Source organism: Massilia sp. UBA6681 (assembly GCF_002454935.1).
Classification (GTDB): Bacteria; Pseudomonadota; Gammaproteobacteria; order Burkholderiales; family Burkholderiaceae_D; genus Telluria; species Telluria varians.
Genome location: NZ_DKJX01000087.1, coordinates 1 through 21,041, shown reverse-complemented (window position 1 = coordinate 21,041; position 21,041 = coordinate 1). Strand labels below are relative to the sequence as shown.

Sequence of the window (21,041 nt, the reverse complement as noted above, 5' to 3'; positions counted from 1 at the left end):
CATGCAAGACTCTCTCGACCTGACGAAGCTACTCTTCGGTCGGCTCAGCTGGGACGCGATTCCGTTCCACGAACCGATCCTGATCGCGACCTTCGCCGGCGTGATCGTCGGTGGCCTGGCCCTGGTGGCCCTGATCACCCACTTCCGCCAGTGGGGCAACTTGTGGAACAACTGGTTCACCAGTATCGACCACAAGAAAATCGGTATCATGTACATGATCCTCGGCATCATCATGTTCCTGCGCGGCTTTGCCGACGCACTGATGATGCGCGCCCAGCAGGCCTTCGCCTTCGGCGCCAACAAGGGCTTCCTGCCGCCGGACCACTACGACCAGATCTTCACCGCCCACGGTGTGATCATGATCTTCTTCGTGGCGATGCCGTTCGTGACGGGCCTGATGAACTACGTCGTGCCGCTGCAGATCGGCGCCCGCGACGTGGCTTTCCCGTTCCTGAACAACTTCTCCTTCTGGATGACCACCATGGGCGCCGTGCTGGTCATGGCCTCGCTGTTCGTGGGTGAATTCGCACGTACCGGCTGGCTGGCCTATCCGCCGCTGTCGGGCATCCTGGCAAGTCCGGGGGTCGGGGTCGACTACTACATCTGGTCATTGCAGATCGCGGGGGTAGGTACCTTGCTTTCCGGGGTCAACCTGATCGTCACCATCGTCAAGATGCGCGCTCCGGGCATGGGCCTGATGAAGATGCCGGTGTTCGTCTGGACCTCGCTGTGCACCAACATCCTGATCGTGATCACCTTCCCGATCCTGACCGCCGTGCTGGCCATGCTGGGCATGGACCGCCTGTTCGACACCGCGTTCTTCACGAACGACCGTGGCGGCAACGCGATGATGTACGTGAACCTGATCTGGATCTGGGGCCACCCCGAGGTCTACATCCTGATCCTGCCGGCCTTCGGCATCTTCTCGGAAGTCGTCTCGACCTTCTGCGGCAAGCGCCTGTTCGGCTATACCTCCATGGTCTATGCGACCTGCGTGATCATGGTCCTGTCCTACCTGGTGTGGCTGCACCACTTCTTCACCATGGGTTCCGGCGCGAGCGTCAACTCGTTCTTCGGGATCACGACGATGATCATCTCGATCCCGACCGGCGCGAAGATCTTCAACTGGCTGTTCACGATGTACCGCGGCCGTATCCGCTTCGAACTGCCGATGATGTGGACCGTGTCGTTCATGCTGACCTTCGTCATCGGCGGCATGACCGGCGTGATGCTGGCCATCCCGGCGGCCGACTTCGTGCTGCATAATTCGCTGTTCCTGATCGCTCACTTCCACAACGTGATCATCGGCGGCGTCGTGTTCGGCCTGTTCGCCGGCTTCAACTACTGGGCTCCGAAGATGTTCGGCGTCAAGCTCAACCAGTTCTGGGGCCACGTGTCCTTCTGGCTGTGGTCGATCGGCTTCTGGGTCGCGTTCACCCCGCCGTACATCCTGGGCTTCATGGGCGTCACCCGCCGCATGAGCCACTTCGAAGATCCGTCGATCCAGTGGCTGTTCCAGATTTCGCTGGTCGGCACCCTGATGATCGCCGGCGGTATCGGTGCCCTGCTGCTGCAGTGCTTCTTCACCTGGAAAGACCGCGCCAAGCTGCGTGACGTCACCGGCGACCCGTGGGATGGCCGTACGCTGGAATGGGCGACCTCGTCGCCGCCGCCGGACTACAACTTCGCGTTCACCCCGGTCGTGCATGACAACGACACCTTCGCCGACATGAAGAAGAACGGCTACCAGCGTCCGCTGAAGGACTTCGTGGCGATCCACATGCCCAAGAACACCTGGGCCGGCTTCGTCATCTCGGCACTGGCAGCGGTGGTGGGCTTCGGCATCATCTGGCACATGTGGCTGCTGGTCGCCGTGTCCTTCGTCGCCATGATGGCCGCGATCATCGTCCACACCTTCAACTACAAGCGCGATTTCTACATCCCGGCGGAAGAAGTGGCCCGCACCGAGGAAGCGCATACCCGTCTGATGAAGAGCTACGTCTGAAACGATTATGGCAAATAATGTAACCATGAACGGCGGCCTGACCGCCGACGAGGTGACCGCGCGCTACATGGTGCGCGAGCACCATCCGGAGCAGGGCACGCTGCTGGGCTTCTGGATCTACCTGATGAGCGACTGCCTCATCTTCGCGTCCCTGTTCGCCACCTACGCGGTGCTGGGCCGTAACTACGCCGGCGGTCCGACCGGCGCCGAGCTGTTCGACCTGACGCTGATCGCCATTAACACTGGCTTCCTGCTACTGTCGTCGATCACCTTCGGCGTCGCGATGATCTCGGCGCAAGCCAAGAAGCTGGGCGCGACCCTGCTGTGGATGGGCGTGACCGGCCTGCTGGGCGTGGCCTTCCTGTCGCTGGAAATCTATGAGTTCCTGCACCTGATCCACCAGGGCGCCGGTCCGCAGCGCAGCGGCTTCCTGACCGCGTTCTTCGCACTGGTCGGCACCCACGGCCTGCACGTGCTATTCGGCGCGATCTGGCTGGTGACGCTGATGGTCCAGCTGGCCAAGCACGGCATCAATACCGAGAACTTCCGCCGCCTGCAGTGCCTGTCGCTGTTCTGGCACTTCCTGGACGTGGTCTGGATCGGCGTGTTCACCTTTGTCTACCTGATGGGAGTGCTGCCATGAGCGACCACATCCACCACCACGAGGTCGATCACGACGGCCATACCAGCTTCGTGACCCATTACTCGATGAAGGATTACGCGATCGGCTTCGTGCTGTCGCTGGTCCTGACCGCGATCCCGTTCTGGCTCGTCATGGGCAACGTGCTGCCGCCGGAGACGACGAAGTACGTGATCATGGGCTTCGCCGCCGTCCAGTTCGTCGTGCAGATGATCTACTTCCTGCACATGAACTCGAAGTCGGAAGGCGGCTGGAACATGATGGCGCTGATCCTGACCGTGGTCCTGCTGGTGATCGTGCTGGCCGGTTCGATCTGGGTCATGTCCCACATGAACGCCAACATGATGCCGGCCATGGGTGGTGCAAGCGACACCACCCACGGCATCCACGACATGCAGTAAATGCAGCACCCGCGCGACCAGCAGGCAGGTCCTGCCGCCCATCCGCCACGCAGCGCTTTCGCGCGGCGGATGCTGGCGGTGGCGGCCCTCCTGCTGCTCGCGCTTTTTTTTGCTCTCGGCACCTGGCAGGTGGTTCGCCTGCAATGGAAGCTGGACCTGATCGAGCGCGTTCAATCGCGCGTGCATGCGGCGCCTGTGGCGCTGCCTCCTCCGGACCGCTGGGCGCAAGTGACCCGCGAGTCCGACGAATACCGGCGCGTACGCCTCGCCGGGCACTACCTTTACGAACTCACCGCTCCCGTCCAGGCTTTGTCCGAACTGGGCGCGGGCTTCTGGCTGCTCACGCCGCTCTGTACGCCGGAAGGCCACATCGTCTTCATCAACCGCGGCTTCATTCCTGCCGCCGACAACAAACCCGGGACCTATCCCGCCCGCCGTGCCGCCGCCGATCCATGCGCGAACGGTGGGGAAGGGGTCGAGGTCACCGGCCTGCTGCGCATCAGCGAGCCAGGCGGCGGCTTCCTGCGCGAGAACGACCCGGCGAACAATCGCTGGTTCTCGCGCGACGTGCAGGCGCTGGCCGCCGCACGCGGCCTGTCGAACGTCGCGCCGTTCTTTGTCGATGCCGGCAAGAACCAGGATCCGGCGGCGGCGCCCGAGCGCGCCGTCGGCGGCCTGACCGTGGTCTCCTTCGTCAACAATCACCTCGTCTATGCCCTTACTTGGTATGCGCTGGCCCTGATGGTGCTGGTTGCATGGTGGTGGGTCAGCCGTCATGGCGCTACAATGCGCGACGATGACTGACGCTACCCCACGGGCATGATCCAGAACCCCCTCGATTTCTTCGCCAAGGCGGCCCGCAGCTCGCCCCAGGCGGCCGCCGCGAACGTCGAGTTCGCCGCCGGCCACAAGAACATGCTGCAGCTGATCGAGCTGCGCTGGATCGCCGTGATCGGCCAGGTCACGACCATCGCCTCGGCGATCCTGATCTTCGGGATCGAGCTGCCGCTGCTGCCCATGCTGCAGGTGCTGGCCTGCCTGATCGCCTTCAACGTGGCCAGCCACCTGCGCTGGCACGAGCGCCGGCCGGTCTCCAACAGCGAGATGTTCATGGCCCTGCTGGTGGACGTGGCCAGCCTGACCGTGCTGCTCTACCTGTCGGGTGGCATCACCAATCCCTTCGCCTTCCTCTATTTGCTGCAGGTGATCCTGTCGGCGGTGCTGCTGGAAGCGCTGTGGACCTGGACCATCGTCCTGATCACCATCGCCTGCATGGCCGGCCTGGCCATGTACGCCCAGCCGCTCGCGCTGCCGTTCGACCATGCGCGCGGGATCTCCAGCCTCTACATCCAGGGCCTGCTGGTGTGCTTCGCGCTCAACGCGGCGCTGCTGGTGATGTTCATCTCGCGCATTTCCGACACCCTGCGCGACAAGGCCGCCCAGCTCGCGGCGCTGCGCCAGCAGGCGGTGGAAGAAGAACATATCGTGCGCATGGGCCTGCTGGCCTCGGGCGCCGCCCACGAACTGGGCACGCCGCTGGCCACCGTCTCGGTGATCCTGGGCGACTGGAAGCGCATGCCGCAGTTCCGCAACGACCCCGACCTGCTCGGAGAAATCACCGAGATGCAGACCCAGCTCCAGCGCTGCAAGACCATCGTCAGCGGCATCCTGCTGTCGGCGGGCGAGGCGCGCGGCGAGTCGGCGGTGCGCACCACCGTGCGCAGCTTCCTCGACGGCGTGGTGAGCAGCTGGCGCGCGAGCCGGCAGGCAGCAAGCTTCCAGTACAATAACCGTATCCTGGAGGACAGGCCGGTCGCGTCCGATTCGGCGCTCAAGCAGACCATCGACAACCTGCTCGACAATGCGCTCGAGGCCTCGCCCGACTGGGTCGGCCTGGACGCCATGATCGAGGACGGCATCCTGCACGTGATGGTTACCGACCGCGGGCCGGGCTTCGCGCCGAGCATGCTCGGCCAGATCGGCAAGCCCTACCAGTCGACCAAGGCCAATTCGGGACGCGGCCTGGGCCTGTTCCTGGCCGTGAACGTGGTGCGCAAGCTGGGCGGTTCGGTGGTCGCCGCCAACCGGGCGGAGGGCGGGGCGCAGGTCAGCCTACGGCTGCCGCTGGCAAGCATCGAACTGGAAGAGGAAGGCATTTGACAGACACTACTGAGCGCCTGCTGCTCATCATCGAAGACGACGAGGCGTTCGCGCGAACCCTGAGCCGCTCGTTCGAGCGGCGCGGCTACCGGGTGCTGGTCGCACCGGGCCACGAGGAAGCGGCGGCGCTGCTGGCGGTGCATACGCCCGGCTACGCGGTCGTCGACCTGAAGCTCAAGGGCAACAGCTCGGGCCTGGCCTGCGTGCAGCTGCTGCACGAGCACGACCCGGACATGCTGATCGTGGTCCTGACCGGCTTCGCCAGCATCGCCACCGCGGTGGAGGCGATCAAGCTGGGCGCGGTGCAATACCTGGCCAAGCCGTCCAACACCGACGACATCGAGGCCGCTTTCGGGCACGTGGCCGGCAATACCGACGTCGAGGTCACCAACCGCTCCACCTCCATCAAGACGCTGGAGTGGGAGCGCATCCATGCGGTGCTGGCCGAGACCGACTTCAACATCTCGGAAGCGGCGCGCCGCCTCGGGCTGCACCGGCGCACGCTGGCGCGCAAGCTCGAGAAGCAGCGGGTCAAGTAGGGATCAGGCCATGAACTCGCGCCTGCTGCCGGCCTTCCTGGCCCTGTCGCTCGCCGCTCCGGCCCTGCAGGCCGCCGATCCTCTCGCCGCCGGCAAGGCCGCCTTCCAGCGCTGCGCCAACTGCCACCAGGTCGGGCCAGGCGCACGCAGCAACTTCGGTCCGCAGCTCAACGGCATCCTCGGCCGCCGCGCCGGTTCCGCGCCCGATTTCGACTATTCGCCCGCCTTCAAGAAGGCCGGCTTCACCTGGAACGAGAAGAACCTGGCCGCCTTCCTGCGCGACCCGGACGAGGTCGTCCCAGGGAACAAGATGCGCTTCTGGGGCTTGCGCAGCGAGCGCCAGATCGCCGAGCTGCTGGCCTATCTGCGCGCGCATCCGGCGGCGCCCGCCGGCGCCCGGTAGGCTGAGATGGGCCGGGAGCTTGGGGCGGTGCGCGCGATCGCCGTGCGCGCGCCCGGCACGCCGGGGCCGGCAAGCATGGAGCGTGCCCTGGCCGTGACCGGCTGCGGTCTCGCCGGCGACATGCACGCCGATGCACGCTCGCCCAGGCAGGTCCTGCTCGCCGGCGCGCCCGCCTACCGGTCGCTCGGGCTGCCGCCGCATGCCTTGCGCGAGAACCTGCTGCTCGACGTCGACACCGCCGCCATGGCCTCCGGCACGGTACTGTGCATCGGCGCGCAAGTACGGCTGCGCCTGAGCTTCCAGTGCGAAGCCTGCGGCGGCCTGGACCGGCACGCGCCTGGCCTTGCGCGCGCCATCGGCGCCAGGCGCGGCATCCTGGCACGGGTGCTCGCCGGCGGCGAGATCAAGCTTGGCGATCCGGTCATCGTGCTGGAAGAGCGCCTGTCCGCGATGCCGGAAGACTGGCGCGAGCGCGTGGCCCGCGTGATCGAGGCGGTGCCGCCGGGACAGGTGATCGGCTATGCCGACCTGGCCCATGTGGCCGGCGTCCAGTCGAGCTATTGCCGGGCCTTTCCGCGCCTGCTCGACCGGCTCGGGCCTGCATATGCGGCCAGGGCGGTGCCGGCCCGCGCCGAAACGCAACTGCCGCGCTGGGATGGCACCGGCTATCATGCGCAGGCCGAAGTCTAGCCCCCCAGCTTGCTGAGCGAGTACGCGGCCAGGAAGCCGGCCACCGTGATCAGGCCGGCGAAATCGTGGGTCTCCTCGAAGGCCTCGGGAATCATGGTGTCGACCAGCATGGCCAGGATCGCGCCCGCCGCCACCGCGGTGGTCGCCGCCACCACCTGCGGCGGAAAATGGCGGAACACCGCGTAGCCGAGCAGGGCGGCGATGCCGGAGACCACGGCGATCCCGCCCCAGATCCCGAAGATGTAGCGCGCGGAGCGCCCGGCGCGCTTCATCCCGGCGGCGCTCGACAGGCCTTCCGGAATGTTGGACAGGAAGATGGCTGCCACCGCGACGACGCTGACGCCGCGCCCGCCCAGCATCGACAGGCCGATGACAATCGATTCCGGGATCCCGTCGAGCAGGGCGCCGACCGCGATCGCCGTACCGCTGCCGCCGTTCTCGCTGGCCGGGGGCTGGCATCCGGAGCGCTTGCGGTGGCGCGCGCCCCGCTGCGACAGCCACCAGTTGGCCAGCGTGTACACCGCGGCGCCGCCCAGGAAGCCCAGCGCCGTGGCGGGGAAGCCGCCGGTGTGGAAGGCGTGCTCCATCAGTTCGAAGGAGAGGGCAGAAATCAGGACGCCGCTGCCGAAGGCCATGACGGCGGCGATCAGGCGCTGCGGCACCGCGAGCCGGTAACCGAGCGCGGCGCCCACCAGCAATGCGCCGCCTGCCAGCAATCCCCATAATCCTGCCTGCAGCCATGTTGGCAACGTCATAGGCCCTCCCGCCCTGTTGCCGCGATTTTACGCACAGTAAGCCTGCTTTGAGGCACAATTGCGCTCTTTATAAGAAAAACGCCATGCGCATCCGGCTCTCGACCCCATCCGACACTGCCGTCCTGGCGGACATCTGGCGCGCCAGCGTGCGCGCCACCCATGACTTCCTCCTCGATGCCGACTTCCGCGAGATCGACACCCTGGTCTCCGAACACTACCTGCCGGCCACCCGCGTGTGGGTGGCGCTGGACGCAGCGGGCCGCGCCTGCGGATTCCTGGGACTGAGCGGCGCTCACGTGGACGCCTTGTTCATCGACCCGGCCAGCCGCGGCCAGGGAGCAGGGCGCCGCTTGCTGGCGCATGCCGAAAGCATCGCCGGGCGCCTCACGGTCGACGTCAACGAGCAGAATCTGCAGGCGCTCGGTTTCTACCGCCACATGGGTTTCACGGCGACCGGACGCTCGCCGACGGATGACGCCGGGCGTCCTTATCCGCTGCTGCACATGCGTCAGGAATGAACCGCTCACCGAGCATGCATATAAATACATTTGGACAAATTAGGTTGCCTTCGCACTATTTTTAGTCCATCATAGATGGGTGGTGCCAGCCAGCAACGGCCCGGCACCCGATCAGCGATGAGGCGGTTGAGTCCGTTTCTTTTCGTCCCCCGCATCGTGCCGGGGGACTTTTTTCGGTGCCGCGGCCCATCCTGCCGCGGCTGGCGCGATCGCGGCGCCTGCCGGCCCACCGCCAGGCCTGCCCTGTGCGCACCACCGGAGGAAACTTGAACGCACCGTTTTCCCCGACGACCCAGGCAGCCCGGATCGTCACGCCCATGTCCAAGCGCCGTCCTCCGCCAGCCATGCTGGCCGCCATGCTGGCGCTGGGCGCATTCCACGTTCCCGATGCTGCCGCGGCAGGCCGCAAGTCCGCGCCGCCGCCGGTTGCCGATTTCACCCAGCTGACCGGCACCCGCGCCGGCAGCTGCGCGGCGCCGGTCGAATCAGGCCTGGCCACCCTGGGCGCGCCGACCCTGCGCCATTGCGCCTGGAGCCAGCACCTCGAAATGCTCTACTGGCAGGACGTCTCCGCCAGCCCCAACACCTGCCTGCCCGCGCCGGCGATTGCCTGGCACCGCCTTGGCGCCGGGGTCGGCGCGGTACTGCGCCCATGGAGCGCGGCCTGGAACGGCCAGTCGATGCTGGTCCAGACCGGCGGCAGGGTGCAGGCCGGCATGGTCTGGCAAGGCGAGGGCGGGCAGTGGTCGGCAGTGCTGTGGCGCTGGCGTCCGTCCGACCGGCTTCCGACCCGCAACTGGCAGGCCGGCCACTGGAAGAAGGTCGCCGAGGCCGTGCGCGCGATCGACGCCGCCAATCCGGCGCCGCAACGCACGCCCTTGATGACGGCCTGGCTGGACGCCACCAACGGCAAGCCGCGCCTGCAGGCGGCCGATTCCTGGCGCTGGGTCAGCGAGGCAAGCTGCCTCGACCTGCGCACGGCCAGCCTGGGCCAGGCCCAGATGCACCTGCCTTATTCGCGCGACGACGCCCGCCTGGAGCAGCGCAGCGCGATGCAGGTGCTGCTGGCGCGACGCTTCCCGGCGGCCGAGTGGCTGCGCAACTTCAGCCTGATCGAACCCTCCATCTCCGGCGACCGTACCGGCGCCAAGTTCCTCGCCGTCTGGCGCGAGAACACGACGGTATCGGGCCAGTTGTGGATTCCGTTGCGCGACGCCGGCGGCATCGTGCGCGCGCGCATCTCGAGCGAACTGCCGGCCGCCCCCGCACCCGCCCTGCAAGAGGCGGCCAAGGCGCGCGCCGCCGTGCTCGAGCGCGAATTGAGCACGCTTGCCCACGCCTGGGAGGCCCGCCATGAATGAAGATTTCTCGACACCCCTGTGGCTGTTGTCGCCGCTGGCCGTTCTGGGCTTCGGCCTGATGCTGGCACTGGTGCTCGGCATGCTGCTGCAGCGCTTCAAGGTGCCCAAGCTGTATGGGGCCGTGCTCGCCGGGCTGCTGCTGGGCGCGACCGGCGGCAACCTGATCGACCGTCCGCTGCTGGCGCAATTCCAGGAACTGCTCAACGCCGCCTCGGCCCTGGTGCTGTTCGAGGTCGGCCGCAAGATGGACCTGGCCTGGCTGCTCAAGAGCGGCCGCCAGGGCGGCAGCCTGCTGCTGGCCACGCTGGCGCGCTTCGTGGCGGTGGCCGTGACCCTGCGCCTGCTCGGGCTGCCGTGGGGCGCATCGATCTTCATCGCCTCGATCCTGATCGCGGTGAACCCGGTGATCGTCAATTCGATGGCGGCCGACGAGAACGCCAGCGGCACCAGCACCTTCGCCACCGCCAACATGGTCGGCCTGAGCAGCCTGGTCGCGCTCCTGATGCTGGCGCTGACCATGGCGTGGACGCGCAGCCAGGGCGTCGATGCCGGCACCGGCTTCGGCGAGGAACTGATGCGCCAGGGCGGCAAGCTGGTGCTCGGCGCGGCGATCGCCTTGCTGTCCTACGGCCTGTATGCCGCCGCGACGCGGCTGTGCAAGGTGCCGGCCACCATGCGCCCCGGCATGCTGCTGGCCGCGCTGCTGATCGACCTGGGCCTGTGCTCGGTGTCGGCGGCCAGTTCGCTGCTGTCCCTGCTCTTGATGGGCCTGCTGCTGCGCAACGTCGAGCGGCGCGACAACGTGTTCCAGGCCCAGCTCAAGACCGCCCAGGACATCGGCTACGTGCTGCTGTTCCTGATGTCGGCGGCACTGGTCGACCTGCAGGGGCTGGCCCAGGGCTGGACGCTGCTGGGCGCGCTGGCCGTGTTCGCGGTGCGCATCCTGGCCACCCGCGCCGCGCTGGTGCCGGCCACGGCCTGGGACCGCACCAAGAAGCACGCGATGGCCCTGCAGATGTGCTCGCTGGTCAGCTATGGCGGGCTGGTGGTCGACACCACGCTCAACGCCTATACCGGCCTGGATCCCGCCTCCAGCGAGATGATGGGCGCGCTGCTGGCCCTGAACGTGCTGCTGGCGCCGGGCCTGACCTGGCTCGGACTGCGCATGGCGGGTGAAACCTACCGCCAGGGCGCGCCCCACGAGGAACGCAGCGTTGGCTACAAGGAGGAGATGAAGGCATGAGCGCACCCCTGAACAATGACGAAGCGGCGCGCCTGGCGCAGGCCCAGGCCCAGGCGGTGTCGGGCAAGGGTCCGGCCTTCCTGCCGGACTTCAAGTCCTCGACCGTGGGCACGATGGGCATCGAGCTCGAGCTGATGGTGCTCGACCGCCTGACCTATGACCTGTTCCCGGCCGCGCCCGACATCCTGCGCATCCTCGACCAGCACGACAAGCCCTGGGTGCATACGCCCGAGATCACGACCTCGATGCTGGAAGTGGCGACCTCGATCCTGCAGTCCTACGGCGAGGCCAGCGAGCAGCTCGAGCACATCCGCAGCACGGTCCAGCGCGCGGCGTTCGAGGTCGGCGCCTCGGTGTCGGGCGGCGGCGCCCATCCGTTCCAGCGCTGGAACGAGCAGCGCATCTTCCCGAAGGAGCGCTATTTCGAATCCGAGCGCAAGTACGGCTACCTGGCCAAGCTGTTTACCGTGTTCGGCATGCACGTGCACATCGGCGCCGGCACGGCCGACGAGGCCGTGCGCCTGTGCGCCTGGCTGACCCAGCGTGCGCCGCTGTTCATCGCGCTCTCAAGCAATTCGGTGTGCTGGCAGGGCGAGGTGTCGGGCTTCTGCAGTTCGCGCAGCAACGTGGTCGGCGCCTTCCCGATGAGCGGCATCCAGCCGCACGAGTTCCGCAGCTGGCAGGATTTCCGCGACTATTTCGAGCGCCTGGCCGGCTTCGGGATCGTTAACAGCATCAAGGATTTCTACTGGGACGTGCGACCCAAGCCGGAGTACGGCACCATCGAGCTGCGCGTGCTCGATACGCCGCTGCGGCCGGAATACGCGGCCGCGCTGGCCGTCTATGCGCGCGAACTCTGCCTCGAATTCGCCGCCCAGCCGGGGCGCTGGCCGTCCAACGGCAGCCGTGAGCTGTACACCTGGAACCGCTTCAACGCCGCCCGCGACGGCGTCGACGCCAGCTGGATCGATCCGGAAACCGCCGTGTCGCTGCCGGTGGCGCAAGTCATCCGCGCCGACCTGGAGCGCCTGGGACGGCGCTCGACCGACCCGGGCTTCGCCCAGGCGCGCGCGGTGATCGAGGCTTTGATGAAGGATGGCGGCCAGGCCGGCCTGTTGCGCCGGCATCTGGCGGGCGGGGGCGGGATGAACGACCTGGCGCGGGTGGCCAGCGAGATCTTCGAGGCGCGCCAGCCGGCGCGCAGCTGAGCCGGCGCCGCCGGATCAGAGCTGCGCCAGGGGCGTGCGTCCGGCGGTCTCGTCGACGTCCAGCCGGGCAATCAGGCGGGCCAGGTTCTGCTCCAGCTGCTCCAGGGTTGCCGCGTCCAGGCTGGCCAGCGCATCGGGCAGCACCCCGGCGAAGGGCAAGGGCGCACGTTTCAGCACCTCGCGCCCGGCGTCCTGCAGGTGCAGCGCGACGTTGCGCCGGTCCGCGCCTTCGCGGCTGCCGGTGACGAAGCCGCGTTCGACCAGCCCGCGCACCAGGTTGCTGGCGGTCGATTGATGGATGTCGAGTTCGCGCGCCAGGCCGGTGGCCCCGATGCCGGGATGGCGATCGATGATCGACAGCGCCCACAGCTGGGCGCCGCCAAGGCCGGCCTCGCGCTCGACCTGGCGGAAATGGCTCTTGACTGCGTTGAAAACGATACGGAACTGCCGCAGGACGCGCTGTGGCTGCTCGTCCTCGACTGGGGGGGCGGGATTCTCTGGCATGGCGCGATCATAGCGGAAATTCGGCGCGCCAGCACAGGCGGTCGCAGCCTTTTCGCTGCCAACGTGGCCCGGCCGAAACGTGGCGCGGCCCCAGCCCGCATTTGCTAGCATAGGCGGCATGAATCGGCTGCTCGCCCATCCGCTGACACAGCGGCGGCGCCTCGTGTCGCGCGCTGCCGTGGCGACCCTCCTGGCCGGGCTCGCGCTGACGGCAACCCTGTTCGGCGTGGCGCGCGAGCTGGAGGCGGAGAATGCGCGCGCCGATTTCGAGCAGCGCACCGCCGTGCGCACGGCGGCGGTCACGCGTGCCTTTGCCGATGCCGTGCACGACATGCGCGCGCTCAACCTGCTGTTCACCGCCTCTGGCGGCGCGGTTTCGCGCGACGCCTTCGATGCCTTCGCCCAGCCGCTCGCGGCCGGCGACGGCTACCTGAAAGCCCTCGAGTACCAGCGCTTCGTCAGCCGCGCCGAGCGTCCCGCTTACGAAGCGGCGCGGCGCCGCTTCTGGCCCGGCTTCACCATCACCGAGCGCGGTCCGCGCGGTGAACTGCTGCCTGCGCGGCCTCGCGAGCGTTACCTCGTCAACGACTACGTGGTCCCGATCGCCAGCAATGCCGGGGTGTTCGGCTACGACGTCCTGTCCCATCCCGTCGAGCGTGCCACGATAGAGCGCGCGATCGACTCCGGCGAAGCCACCGCCAGCCCGGTGCTGCGCCTGGTGCAAGGCGACGGTTCGCTGCGCGGCATGGTGGTGGCGATGCCGGTTTACCGCACCGGCGCGGACCTGGCGAGCGTGGCGGCACGGCGCACGGCGGCCCTCGGAATCACGGCGGTCGTGATCGATACCGGCCTGCTGGTCGGTGGCAGCCTGTACGCGGGGCGCCTGTTGTCAGACAGCGATGCCGCGCTCACGGTGCATGGCCATACTGCCCGCGGCGAGCGCGTGGCCGTGTTCAGCCACCCAGGCGCGCCGCCCGCGCAGGAGCCCTGGGAGCGCTGGCTCGGCGGCGGGCCAAGTGCGCTCACCCGGGGTTTCACGGTCGCAGGGACCCGCTGGGAACTGACGGCGGTGCGCCTGGCGCGCGGCCTCGACAGCCAGGTGGGCTCGCTGTCGATCCTCGGCTACGGCTGCGTGTTGAGCGTCGCCGCCGCGGTCCTGGTCCAGCAGCGCAGCGCCCGCACCCGGCGCATCGAGTCGCTGGTCGAGCGCCGTACCGCGGACCTGGCCCTGACCACCGGCGCACTGCGCCTGCACCAGCGCGCCATCGAAGCCGCGGCCAACCCGATCCTCCTGATCAACGCCACCCGCCACGGCTACCCGATCGACTACGCCAACCCGGCCTGCGAACGCACGCTCGGCTACGGGCCGGGAGAGCTGGTGGGCAAGCCGCTGGCCAGCCTGGCGCGCCAGGACGCCGACGAGCCCGGGCTGGAAGAGTTGCGCCAGGCCCTGTACGAATGCCGCAAGGGCCACGCCCTGGTGCGCCAGGCCACGCGCGACGGCCGCGAGCTGGTCAGCGAAGTCTATATCGCCCCGGTCAAGGACGCGGGCGGCAAGACCGAGCATTTCGTGGTCACCACCTACGACGTCACGGTGGCCAAGCGCTACGAGGCCGAGCTGGCGCACCGCGCCCGCTACGACACGCTCACCGGACTGGCCAACCGCGCGCTGCTGGCCGACCGCATCGAGCGCGCCATCGCCAGCGCCAATGGCATGCCGGTGTGGGCGGTGGCGCTCGACATCGACCATTTCAAGCTGGTCAACGACACGCTCGGGCGCCGCCTCGGCGACGAGGCGCTGCGCGCCCTGGCCGCACGGATTGCCGGCGCGATCCGCCAGGCAGACACCGCCGCGCGCTCGGGCGGCGACGATTTCATGCTCGTGCTCACCGATTGCCGCGACGAGCGCCAGGCCGCGGCGCGGCTGCAGGCGGTGCGCGAGGCGCTCGCCGAACCGCTCGACGTCGACGGCCACACCCTGGTGTTCGGCTCCAGCGCCGGGGTGGCCGGCTATCCGGTCGACGGCCTGGATCCGGAAACCCTGGTCAAGCACGCCGAGGTCGCCATGTACCGCGCCAAGCAGACCGGCCGCAACGCGGTGCAGTTCTACGCCCCGCACATGAATGCGCACGCAATTGACCGGCTGGCCCTGGAAGGCGCGCTGCGCAGCGCCTTGCGCGAAGACCAGTTCGAGCTCTACTTCCAGCCGCAGGTGGAGCTCGGCAGCGGGTGCGTGGTGGGCACCGAAGCACTGATCCGCTGGCGCCATCCGCACTTCGGCACCGTGCGGCCGGAGCGCTTCATCGCGCTGGCCGAGGAAACCGGCCTGATCGTGCCGATCGGCGCCTGGGTCCTGCGGGCCGCCTGCCGCCAGAACCGCGACTGGCAGCGCGCCGGCCTGGGCAACCTCCGGATCGGCGTCAACCTGTCGGCGCGCCAGTTCTCCGAACCCGACCTGGTGCAGACCGTACGCACGGTGCTCGACGAGACCGGATTGAAAGCCGATTCGCTCGAGATCGAGCTCACCGAGAGCATGATGATGGCCGACGTCGAAGCGGCGATCGATACCATGCGCTGCCTGAAAGCGAAGGGGGTGAAGCTGTCGATCGACGATTTCGGCACCGGCTATTCCAGCCTGGCCTACCTGAAGCGCTTCCCGGTCGACGTGCTCAAGATCGACCGCTCGTTTGTGCGCGACATGGTCAGCCCGGACGGCGCGGCCATGGTCGACGCCATCATTTCGCTGGCGCACGGCTTGCGCATGCAGGTCATCGCCGAGGGCGTCGAGACCATCGAACAGCTCGACAACCTGCGCGCCTACGGCTGCGACGAGGTGCAGGGCCACATCTACGGCCGCCCGGAGCCGGTGCAGGCGGTCGAGGCGCTGCTGCGCAAGGGCAGGGTGGAGCCCACTCCGGTGCATGCTTGACGCGATTTCAGGCGCTGCCCGTAGCGCTGGCGAGCCGGACCGGGGTTGACGCGCCGGTCAGCTATACTTGTCGCATACGCAACGCGCACGGGCATCTGCGCTTCACCGGCAATCGCAGCAAGGATTTCTATAGTGGATCAGGAAGAAAAGAGCGGCACTCGCCGCAGCTCGGACGACAAGACTGGAAACGGCGCCCCTGGCGCCTCGCGCCGCGCAGCGCTCGGCCAGCATGGCAAGCGCCTGTTCGAAGGCGCGCGCGGACGCGCCCGGGCGGGGTACTCGATGGCGCAGGCGCGGCTGCGCGACCGCCCGCGCTGGGAACAGGCGGTACTGATCGGGCTGTGGAGCCTCGCCGCCGGCCTGATGGCCTTCTTCCTCTACCTGGTGATCCTGATTCCGCTCACGCCCGGCATCGACGACCTGCGCCAGGCCAGCACCGCGCGCCCGAGCGTGATCCTGTCGAGCGACGGCAAGGAGCTCGGCAGCTTCGAGAAGGGCCTGCAGGAGCGCGTCAAGCTGTCGCAGATCTCGCCGCACGTGATCAAGGCCCTGATCTCGACCGAGGACCACCGCTTCTACGACCACCACGGCGTGGATTTCCGGCGCGTGGCCGGCGCTTTCGTCGCCACCGTGAAGGGCGACCCGCAGGGCGGCTCGACCATTACCCAGCAGCTGGCCCGCAACATGTTCCCGGAAGAGATCGGGCGGGCGCGCAGCATCAACCGCAAGATGAAGGAACTGATCACCGCGATCAAGATCGAGAACACCTACAGCAAGACCGAGATCCTCGAGGCCTACCTGAACACGGTGCCCTTCCTGTACAACGCCTACGGCATCGAGATGGCGGCGCGCACCTATTTCGGCAAGTCGGCCGCCAAGCTGGACGTGCTGGAAGCCGCCACCCTGGTCGGCATGCTCAAGGGCACCCATTACTACAATCCGGTGGCCAACCCGGAACGCTCCAAGTCGCGCCGCAACGTGGTGCTGTCGCAGATGTCCAAGCACGGCGCGTTCAGCGAGGAGCGCTACCGCGCCTTGGCCAAGCGCCCGCTGCAGGTGCGGTTCGCGCGCCTGAACGACCGCAGCGGCAAGGACGACCACTTCACCGCCTTCGTGCGCAAGTGGCTGCTCGACTGGGCGGAGGAAAACGACTACGACCTGCAGCTCGACGGCCTGGTGGTGCACACCACCCTCGACATGGACCTGCAGGCGGCCGCCGTGCGCGCGGTCGAGCGCCAGGCCAATACGCTGCAGGCGATCGCCGACGTCGAATGGGCCTACCAGGGCATGCCGCGCTCGACCTCGGCCGGCATGTACACGTCGATGCGGCGCGAGGTCGATCCTTTCGCCTGGTATTGGCGTTCGCATGCGCGCGAACTCGACGCCTTCGTGCGCGAAAGCGGCGAATACCGCCAGGCCGTGGAGGATGGCGAAGCGCCGGCCGCGGCGCTCAAGCGCCTGAAGGCCGACCGCGAGTTCATGCGCGAGCTCAAGGCGAGCAAGTCGCGCCTGGAAGCCGGCTTCGTGGCGATGGACCCGCACACCGGCGAGGTCCGCGCCTGGGTCGGCAGCCGCAGCTTCGAGCGCGACCAGTTCGACCACGTGGCCCAGGCCGCGCGCCAGCCCGGCTCGACCTTCAAGCCGATCGTCTATGCCGCCGCCCTGGAGAGCGGCATTTCGCCCGACCAGACCTACCGCGACGTGGTGCAGGACATCAAGGTGGGCGGCACGGTCTGGCGCCCGACCGACATGTCCGGCAACAGCGGGGCCATGATGAGCATGCGCGACGGCCTGGTGTATTCCAAGAACACCATCACCGCGCAGGTGATGCAGCAGGTCGGGGTCAGCCCGATCGTGCGCCTGGCCCAGGGCATGGGCATCCGCCAGAGCAAGCTGGCGGCGGTGCCTTCGCTGGCACTGGGCACCAGCCCGGTGACCCTGCTCGAAATGGTCAGCACCTATAGCACCATCGCGGCCCAGGGCGAATACCGCAAGCCGGTGTTCGTGCGCCGCATCACCGACCGCGACGGCAAGACCATTGCCGATTTCGCGCCGGACGCCCCGGAACGGGCCCTGTCGCAGGATGCCGCGTTGAACCTGATCGACATGCTGCGCGGTGTGGTCGACCGCGGCACCGGCGGCGGCGTGCGCTACCGCTTCGGCGTGAACGGCGACCTGGCCGGCAAGACCGGCACCACCCAGAACAACACCGACGGCTGGTTCATCCTGATGCACCCGAACCTGGTGGCGGGCGCCTGGGTCGGCTTCAACGACAACCGCGTGACGATGCGCAGCAGCTACTGGGGGCAGGGCGGGCACAACGCGCTGCTGCTGGTCGGCGACTTCATGCGCAGCGCCGTCGACGGCGGCAAGCTCGATCCGAACGCGCTGCTGCCGGGCGAACGCAGGCCGACGGCGCGCAGGTACCAGGAGCCGGAATATGTCGAGGAAGGTCCGGGCGAACTCGAGATCGAGGAAGGGATGGAAGGCGGAGAGGTGCCTGACCCGGCGCCGATCGAGGATGAGGACGAGCCGGTCGAGGCGCCGATCCAGCCGGCGCCAAGCCAGCCGTCGCCGGTGCAGACCGCACCGCCGCCAAGCCAGCTGCCGGACGTGCCGCCTCCGCCGCCAAGCTCGGGCGACGAAGTCATCATTTAATCGCTTCCTTACGGCTGGCCGGCCGCCGAGGCCCGGCCCGATGCACTTTCCTGCGCCTGGGCCGGCGCTTCGCCGCGCAGCAGCGGATAGGGATTCACCGGCCCGGCCTTGCCGTACACCCCGTAGTGCAGGTGGGGCGGCGTGGTGCGGGCGTTCCCGGTATTGCCGACGTAGCCCAGCACCCGGCCTTCCTCGACCCGCATGCCCGGCGCCACGTCCGAAAAACGGTCGAGGTGGGCGTAATAGTGACGCTGGCCGCCCGGTCCCAGCACCCACACCACCTGGCCGCCGAGGCGGTTGGTCTCGACCCGCAGCACGATGCCTTCGGTGGCGGCGCGCACCGCCGTGCCGCGTTTGGCGAAGATGTCGATGCCCTCGTGCCTGCGGCCCTCGCTGCGGCTTGCATGCCAGGTGTCGCGCAGCGCCTTGGGGCGCACGCCGCTGACCGGCATGGCGAGGGCGCCCGGCGCCGGCATCGCCGCGAGCCGCATCGCATACACGGCATGGCGCACCCAGGGCTCGAGCAGGCCCCAGGCGGCAATCAGGAGTACGGCAAGTAGCAGGCTGCGCAGGAAAATTCGCATGGCGGCATGGTCCATGAAGCGTTCAACAGTGAACACGTATGGGCGAAGCGCCGGATTTACAGGCTCAGGCCGGGTCGAGTGTGGGACGCGCCGATGCGGCCCCGTTCGCTTCCTGGGCCGGCGGCGTGTCGAGCGCCGGATCCTGGCGCAGCGGCAACACCAGGGTGAAGGTGCAGCCCTGGCCATGGCCTGCGCTGTGTACCGACACCTTGCCGCCATGCAGCGCGCTGAGTTCCTTCACGAGGGCCAGGCCGAGCCCGAGGCCGCCCTGGGCGCGGTCGATGCTGGTCGGGCCTTGCACCAGCACGTCGAAGATAAGGGGCAGGAGTTCCGGCGCCAGGCCGACACCGGTATCGCAGACTTCCACGACGACTTTCTCGCCGCTGGTCTTGCAGCGCACCGTGATGCTGCCGCCGGCCGGCGTGTACTTGATGGCGTTGTGCAGCAGGTTGTCGACGATCTGCTCGAGACGGGTGCGGTCGCCGTCGACCCAGCAGGGGACGAGCTCGGCTTCCCAGTGATGCTTGCCGGCATCGACCAGGCGCTTGGCCTCGACGCAGGAAAGCAGCACCTCGGACAGGTTGACCGGCGTGCGCTGCAGGACGATCTTGCCCGACAGGATGCGCTGCACGTCGAGCAGGTCGTCGACGATGCGGACCAGGTGGCGCATCTGGCGCCGGCTGATGTCGCGCGCATTCGCCGCCAGCTCCGGCTTCACGCCCGGCATGTCGAGCACGCTCATGGCGCCCGAGATCGCCGCCAGCGGGTTGCGCAGCTCGTGTCCCAGCATGGCCAGGAAGCTGTCCTTGGCCTGGCTCTGGGCTTCGGCCACCCGGCGCGCGCGCTGTTCGCTCACCAGGAGCTGCTCGCGCTCGTACTGCAGCGCCTGGCGCGCCGCGCTCTCGCGCGACAAGGCCTCGCTGGTGTAGTGCAGGCCGTCGAGCAGGGCGTCGACCTCGTCCACCTTGGTCGGGCGCGGCCGGGCGACCGCGCCGCGCGCCAGCCCATTGGCGACGCTGCCGGCCTGCTGCAGGGCGTTCGACAGCTTGTTACCGAAGAACACGGCCGTCAGGAGCGCCATGCCCATCAGCAGGATCAGCGCCAGCGTGGCATAGGTGGCGGCGGTGCGGGCGGCAGCTTCGATCTCGGCCACCGGCACCCCGATGACGATGGTCCAGCCGCTGGTCGCCGCACGCGTGTAGATGCCGTAGACCTCGGTTCCTTCATGGGTCACGTGGCGCAGCACGCCGCTGCCGGCATGCAGGGCGGCAGTGCGCATGTCGGGGTGCATCGGCTTGCCGGCGGACGCCGCCCCGTGGCGGTTGCGGGCGATGGTCACGCCCTTGGCGTCGAAGATGCCGACCAGCCAGGTGGGTTCGAGCGTGCTGTTGGCGAATACCCGCTCGAAGTAGCGGGCATCGAAGATCTGGCTCACCACGTAGCGAGGCCCCTGGCCTGGCGGCGACGCGACGTCCACCGACACCACTGCCCGTTTCGACGTGGGGCCGTAGAAATAGCCGGACACCCGGGTTTTCTCGGTGCGCAGCACTTCGTCGACGTAATGGCGCGTTTCACCCTTCAGCGCCGTGCCGAAGGGGGTGAGGGTGTTGAAGATCGGTTGGTAGCGCTCGTCCACCAGGGTGGTCCAGGACATCCGATCGTCCCCGTTCAGGCGCGTTGCGAGCCGGTACACCCGCTGAAAATTCTGCTCGCCGAGCGCTTCCGAATTGGCGATCACGCGCAGCAGGGCTTCCTTGACCGCGATCTCGCGGTCCACCAGCAGTGCGGTGGAACGCGCCGTTTCCTGCACGCGATGGATGCGCGATTCACGCTCCCAGTCCAGCAGCATGGACACGCCGATCCAGAACGCCAGGGCGACCGGGATCAGGATGGCGGCCGCCATCAAGTACAGATAAGTGCGCGTTTTCATGCGGGCATGGCGGCGGTGTCGGAAGATGGAAGCGCCATGATTGTGTCATGGCAATATGGCAAGCTTAACAGGTTTGATTGTCGGGCTGGGAGGTTTTTCAGCGCCCCTTGCCGGCCTCGGATTCCCAGCCGCGCTCGCGGGCCGCCCGTTCGGCCGCTGCGTCGAGCGTGCTGCCCTCGATCCGGGCGTCCACGGCATCGAGTACGGCCGGCGGCAATTGCGCAGACGCCTGGCGATAATCGGCTTGCGGCGCCGGGCTGTCAGCCAGCACCGGAATGCGCCAGCGGCCGCCTTCGCGGCAGGCCAGTCCGCTCGATCCGCCCAGCTGGAAAGTGCGGCAATACCCGCCGGACGCCGCCTGGAAGCTCAGGCCGACGCGCACTTCCCCCGTGCCGCCGTCCTGGGCCAGTTGGCCGTCGAGCGCCTCGGCGAGGCGCCCCCCGGCGGCCAGCTCGCCGCCTGGGCCCTGGGCCAGGGCCGGCGCGCCGCCGCCACCCAGCCATCCAGTGCCGA

Annotated in this window: 18 protein-coding genes and 1 pseudogene; 14 read left to right on the top strand and 5 right to left on the bottom strand. The window is 68.2% G+C overall.

What is annotated here, in order from left to right; all coding sequences use genetic code 11:
• Nucleotide 1: 1 nt before the first annotated feature.
• Genes cyoB through B2R83_RS15655 form a run of 8 tightly spaced genes read left to right on the top strand, consistent with a single transcriptional unit; the run spans nucleotide 2 to nucleotide 6,838 of the window.
• On the top strand, nucleotides 2-2,005 hold the full coding sequence (gene cyoB / locus B2R83_RS15690; protein WP_292043120.1) for a cytochrome o ubiquinol oxidase subunit I: 2,004 nt from the start codon (nucleotides 2-4) through the stop codon (nucleotides 2,003-2,005).
• A gap of 7 nt (nucleotides 2,006-2,012) precedes the next feature.
• A complete protein-coding gene (gene cyoC / locus B2R83_RS15685; protein WP_051996673.1) occupies nucleotides 2,013-2,648 on the top strand; it encodes a cytochrome o ubiquinol oxidase subunit III in 636 nt (211 codons plus the stop codon).
• Nucleotides 2,645-3,046, top strand: coding sequence for a cytochrome o ubiquinol oxidase subunit IV (cyoD, locus tag B2R83_RS15680; protein WP_292043119.1), 402 nt, complete (start codon nucleotides 2,645-2,647; stop codon nucleotides 3,044-3,046). The genes cyoC and cyoD overlap by 4 nt, the downstream gene beginning before the upstream one ends.
• Nucleotides 3,047-3,850 (top strand): SURF1 family protein, encoded by an 804-nt coding sequence (locus tag B2R83_RS15675; RefSeq protein ID WP_292043118.1) that lies wholly within the window; start codon nucleotides 3,047-3,049, stop codon nucleotides 3,848-3,850.
• 15 nt (nucleotides 3,851-3,865) lie between these two features.
• On the top strand, nucleotides 3,866-5,206 hold the full coding sequence (locus B2R83_RS15670) for an ATP-binding protein (protein WP_307189298.1): 1,341 nt from the start codon (nucleotides 3,866-3,868) through the stop codon (nucleotides 5,204-5,206).
• Nucleotides 5,203-5,745 carry a response regulator transcription factor gene (locus tag B2R83_RS15665; RefSeq protein WP_292043117.1) on the top strand — a complete coding sequence of 181 codons (543 nt, stop codon included), beginning with the start codon at nucleotides 5,203-5,205 and terminating at the stop codon, nucleotides 5,743-5,745. The genes B2R83_RS15670 and B2R83_RS15665 overlap by 4 nt, the downstream gene beginning before the upstream one ends.
• Before the next feature lie 10 nt (nucleotides 5,746-5,755).
• Nucleotides 5,756-6,148, top strand: a complete 393-nt coding sequence (locus tag B2R83_RS15660) for a c-type cytochrome (protein ID WP_292043116.1) — start codon at nucleotides 5,756-5,758, stop codon at nucleotides 6,146-6,148.
• A gap of 6 nt (nucleotides 6,149-6,154) precedes the next feature.
• On the top strand, nucleotides 6,155-6,838 hold the full coding sequence (locus tag B2R83_RS15655; protein ID WP_292043115.1) for an MOSC domain-containing protein: 684 nt from the start codon (nucleotides 6,155-6,157) through the stop codon (nucleotides 6,836-6,838).
• Here the strand turns inward: B2R83_RS15655 and B2R83_RS15650 are convergent.
• Nucleotides 6,835-7,593, bottom strand: a complete 759-nt coding sequence (locus B2R83_RS15650; RefSeq protein ID WP_292043114.1) for a ZIP family metal transporter — start codon at nucleotides 7,591-7,593, stop codon at nucleotides 6,835-6,837. The genes B2R83_RS15655 and B2R83_RS15650 overlap by 4 nt on opposite strands.
• An 83-nt stretch (nucleotides 7,594-7,676) precedes the next feature.
• Between B2R83_RS15650 and B2R83_RS15645 the strand changes: the two genes are divergently transcribed.
• The 4 genes from B2R83_RS15645 to B2R83_RS15630 all read left to right on the top strand — a co-directional run bounded on the left by B2R83_RS15645 (nucleotide 7,677) and on the right by B2R83_RS15630 (nucleotide 11,923).
• Entirely contained in the window at nucleotides 7,677-8,111 is a 435-nt protein-coding gene (locus tag B2R83_RS15645; RefSeq protein WP_292043113.1) for an acetyltransferase, read from the top strand.
• Between the two features lie 266 nt (nucleotides 8,112-8,377).
• A complete protein-coding gene (locus B2R83_RS15640; protein ID WP_292043112.1) occupies nucleotides 8,378-9,472 on the top strand; it encodes a hypothetical protein in 1,095 nt (364 codons plus the stop codon).
• Nucleotides 9,465-10,715, top strand: coding sequence for a cation:proton antiporter (locus B2R83_RS15635; protein ID WP_292043111.1), 1,251 nt, complete (start codon nucleotides 9,465-9,467; stop codon nucleotides 10,713-10,715). Before B2R83_RS15640 ends, B2R83_RS15635 begins: the two co-directional genes overlap by 8 nt.
• A complete protein-coding gene (locus B2R83_RS15630) occupies nucleotides 10,712-11,923 on the top strand; it encodes a YbdK family carboxylate-amine ligase (RefSeq protein ID WP_292043110.1) in 1,212 nt (403 codons plus the stop codon). Before B2R83_RS15635 ends, B2R83_RS15630 begins: the two co-directional genes overlap by 4 nt.
• Before the next feature lie 15 nt (nucleotides 11,924-11,938).
• Here the strand turns inward: B2R83_RS15630 and B2R83_RS15625 are convergent, their stop codons facing one another.
• Nucleotides 11,939-12,427, bottom strand: coding sequence for a MarR family winged helix-turn-helix transcriptional regulator (locus tag B2R83_RS15625; protein ID WP_292043109.1), 489 nt, complete (start codon nucleotides 12,425-12,427; stop codon nucleotides 11,939-11,941).
• Nucleotides 12,428-12,545: 118 nt separating this feature from the next.
• On the opposite strand from B2R83_RS15625, the gene B2R83_RS15620 reads away from it, so the two are divergent.
• Together B2R83_RS15620 and B2R83_RS15615 are read left to right on the top strand one after the other, a co-directional pair.
• Nucleotides 12,546-15,356 (top strand): bifunctional diguanylate cyclase/phosphodiesterase, encoded by a 2,811-nt coding sequence (locus B2R83_RS15620; RefSeq protein WP_292043108.1) that lies wholly within the window; start codon nucleotides 12,546-12,548, stop codon nucleotides 15,354-15,356.
• Nucleotides 15,357-15,488: 132 nt separating this feature from the next.
• Nucleotides 15,489-18,014 (top strand): PBP1A family penicillin-binding protein, encoded by a 2,526-nt coding sequence (locus B2R83_RS15615; RefSeq protein WP_349681054.1) that lies wholly within the window; start codon nucleotides 15,489-15,491, stop codon nucleotides 18,012-18,014.
• An 8-nt stretch (nucleotides 18,015-18,022) separates the two neighbouring features.
• On the opposite strand, the gene B2R83_RS15610 is transcribed toward B2R83_RS15615, so the two are convergent.
• From B2R83_RS15610 to B2R83_RS15600, 3 genes and pseudogenes are all read right to left on the bottom strand, one after another.
• Nucleotides 18,023-18,598 carry a M23 family metallopeptidase gene (locus B2R83_RS15610; protein ID WP_292043107.1) on the bottom strand — a complete coding sequence of 192 codons (576 nt, stop codon included), beginning with the start codon at nucleotides 18,596-18,598 and terminating at the stop codon, nucleotides 18,023-18,025.
• Between the two features lie 64 nt (nucleotides 18,599-18,662).
• Entirely contained in the window at nucleotides 18,663-20,528 is a 1,866-nt protein-coding gene (locus tag B2R83_RS15605) for a sensor histidine kinase (protein ID WP_292043106.1), read from the bottom strand.
• 97 nt (nucleotides 20,529-20,625) lie between these two features.
• Nucleotides 20,626-21,041 (bottom strand): annotated as a pseudogene (locus B2R83_RS15600) (hypothetical protein); the annotation flags it as partial.

What these genes read in the sequence shown, in the direction of transcription:
- B2R83_RS15670 (WP_307189298.1), top strand. Translation starts at nt 3,866, where the DNA reads ATGATCCAGAACCCCCTCGATTTCTTCGCCAAGGCGGCCCGCAGCTCG.
- B2R83_RS15650 (WP_292043114.1), bottom strand. Translation starts at nt 7,593, where the DNA reads ATGACGTTGCCAACATGGCTGCAGGCAGGATTATGGGGATTGCTGGCA.
- B2R83_RS15635 (WP_292043111.1), top strand. Translation starts at nt 9,465, where the DNA reads ATGAATGAAGATTTCTCGACACCCCTGTGGCTGTTGTCGCCGCTGGCC.
- B2R83_RS15605 (WP_292043106.1), bottom strand. Translation starts at nt 20,528, where the DNA reads ATGAAAACGCGCACTTATCTGTACTTGATGGCGGCCGCCATCCTGATC.
- B2R83_RS15620 (WP_292043108.1), top strand. Translation starts at nt 12,546, where the DNA reads ATGAATCGGCTGCTCGCCCATCCGCTGACACAGCGGCGGCGCCTCGTG.
- cyoD (WP_292043119.1), top strand. Translation starts at nt 2,645, where the DNA reads ATGAGCGACCACATCCACCACCACGAGGTCGATCACGACGGCCATACC.
- B2R83_RS15675 (WP_292043118.1), top strand. Translation starts at nt 3,047, where the DNA reads ATGCAGCACCCGCGCGACCAGCAGGCAGGTCCTGCCGCCCATCCGCCA.
- cyoB (WP_292043120.1), top strand. Translation starts at nt 2, where the DNA reads ATGCAAGACTCTCTCGACCTGACGAAGCTACTCTTCGGTCGGCTCAGC.
- cyoC (WP_051996673.1), top strand. Translation starts at nt 2,013, where the DNA reads ATGGCAAATAATGTAACCATGAACGGCGGCCTGACCGCCGACGAGGTG.
- B2R83_RS15625 (WP_292043109.1), bottom strand. Translation starts at nt 12,427, where the DNA reads ATGCCAGAGAATCCCGCCCCCCCAGTCGAGGACGAGCAGCCACAGCGC.
- B2R83_RS15660 (WP_292043116.1), top strand. Translation starts at nt 5,756, where the DNA reads ATGAACTCGCGCCTGCTGCCGGCCTTCCTGGCCCTGTCGCTCGCCGCT.
- B2R83_RS15630 (WP_292043110.1), top strand. Translation starts at nt 10,712, where the DNA reads ATGAGCGCACCCCTGAACAATGACGAAGCGGCGCGCCTGGCGCAGGCC.
- B2R83_RS15655 (WP_292043115.1), top strand. Translation starts at nt 6,155, where the DNA reads ATGGGCCGGGAGCTTGGGGCGGTGCGCGCGATCGCCGTGCGCGCGCCC.
- B2R83_RS15645 (WP_292043113.1), top strand. Translation starts at nt 7,677, where the DNA reads ATGCGCATCCGGCTCTCGACCCCATCCGACACTGCCGTCCTGGCGGAC.
- B2R83_RS15610 (WP_292043107.1), bottom strand. Translation starts at nt 18,598, where the DNA reads ATGCGAATTTTCCTGCGCAGCCTGCTACTTGCCGTACTCCTGATTGCC.